Consider the following 1,774-nt stretch of genomic DNA (forward strand, 5'->3'; position numbering starts at 1 on the left):
GGCTTGCTCGCGAAAGCGGTGGTTCAGTCACCTGAAGTGTTGAATGACGTACCGCATTCGCGAGCAAGCCCGCTCCCACATTTGAATGGCATCTCAGCTTTTTACAGGGGTGTTTTTAGCGCGACCGGACTGACTCGACGCTTGGCATTGAGGCCGTAATACAACACGCCACCCAGCGCCGAGCCGGTAAACCAGCCGTAGCTGTAGAACCAGCTGAACGCATCACTGCCCAGCGACAGCAACGTCAGCACCACCGGCACACCAAAGGCGATAAACCCACTCCAGTTCCACGCTGGGTATACGTCGTCGCGGTACAGGCCGGCGAGGTCCAGTTGCTGTTTGCGGGTGATGAAGTAGTCCACCACCATGATCCCGGCAATCGGGCCCAGCAGGCTTGAGTAGCCCAGCAGCCAGTTGGAATACACGGTTTCCAGGCTCACGTCCGAGACAATCAGCCCGAGTTTTTTCAGCAGCTCATGGCCCATCAACGCCAGCCCGACAAGGCCAGTAAGGATCACCGCCGTGGTGCGGTTGATCAGCTTGGGCGCGATGTTCTGGAAGTCGTTGGTGGGCGAAACGATGTTGGCCGCCGTGTTGGTGGACAAGGTCGCGATGATGATCAGCGCCATGGCGATGGCCACCCACACCGGGCTCTGGATATGGCCGATCAGGGTCACCGGGTCGGAGACGCTCACGCCCACCAGTTTCACCGACGCGGCGGTCATGATCACGCCGAGCGCGGCGAACAGGAACATGGTCAGCGGCAGGCCGAAAATCTGCCCGAGGATCTGGTCTTTCTGGCTTTTGGCGTAGCGGCTGAAGTCGGGAATGTTCAGCGACAAGGTGGCCCAGAAACCCACCATGGCGGTCAGGCCAGCCATGAAGTAGCCGGTCAGGCTGGCGCCTTCGGGGCGTTTGGGCGGGATCGCCATCAGCTCACTGAGCGACACATTGGGCATCGCCCACACCAGCAAGCCGATGCCCACCGCCACCAGCAGCGGCGCCGAGAGGGTTTCCAGGCGTTTGATCGACTCGGCGCCACGCAGCACCACCCACAGGTTGAGCGTCCAGAAAATCATGAAGCCGATCACTTCACCGGTGCCGCCGAGGGATTTCCAGCCCTCGAAAATCGAGCCCAGGAACAGGTGAATTGCCAGGCCGCCAAACATCGTCTGGATACCAAACCAGCCACACGCCACCAGCGCCCGAATCAAACACGGCACGTTGGAGCCAAGGATGCCGAAGGAGGAACGCAACAACACCGGAAACGGGATGCCGTACTTGGTGCCTGGGAACGCGTTAAGCGTCAGCGGGATCAGCACCACGATGTTGGCCAGCAGGATCGCCATCAGCGCCTCGCCCACCGACAGCCCGAAATACGCGGTGAGCACGCCGCCGAGGGTGTAGGTCGGCACGCAAATCGACATGCCGATCCACAGCGCGGTGATGTGCCATTTGTTCCAGGTTCGTTCGTGCACCTTGGTCGGTGCCATGTCGTGGTTGTAGCGAGGGCTGTCGAGGACGTCGGGGCCGGCGTCGAGTTCGTACAGGCCTTCGCGCTCAATGACTTGCGATCTGTTCTGTTGCATGGCCGCTCCACGGTTTTTTCGAATTATTTTTGCTCATCCAACGCTTGACGCTGGATGGCCGGAGTACCTCGTAAACAACATGACATCACGGGCCCGGCCAGCCGCCACTGCACTCAATAACCGTGCCGACACCTCACCTTGAACCCGCACCGCTTATATAACGCACTGATGTTGATCAGTTTTCC

At 60.0% G+C, this 1,774-nt stretch carries 1 protein-coding gene; it reads right to left on the reverse strand.

Features of this window, described 5'->3' with window-relative positions:
- Positions 1-101: 101 nt before the first annotated feature.
- Positions 102-1,589 (reverse strand): NCS1 family nucleobase:cation symporter-1, encoded by a 1,488-nt coding sequence (locus WBB95_RS06025; RefSeq protein WP_424486729.1) that lies wholly within the window; start codon positions 1,587-1,589, stop codon positions 102-104.
- Positions 1,590-1,774 lie beyond the last annotated feature (185 nt).

This window comes from Pseudomonas sp., from assembly GCF_049645325.1.
Classification (GTDB): Bacteria; Pseudomonadota; Gammaproteobacteria; order Pseudomonadales; family Pseudomonadaceae; genus Aquipseudomonas.

Coding starts and splice junctions, on each gene's coding strand:
- WBB95_RS06025 (WP_424486729.1), bottom strand. CDS start 1,589: ATGCAACAGAACAGATCGCAAGTCATTGAGCGCGAAGGCCTGTACGAA.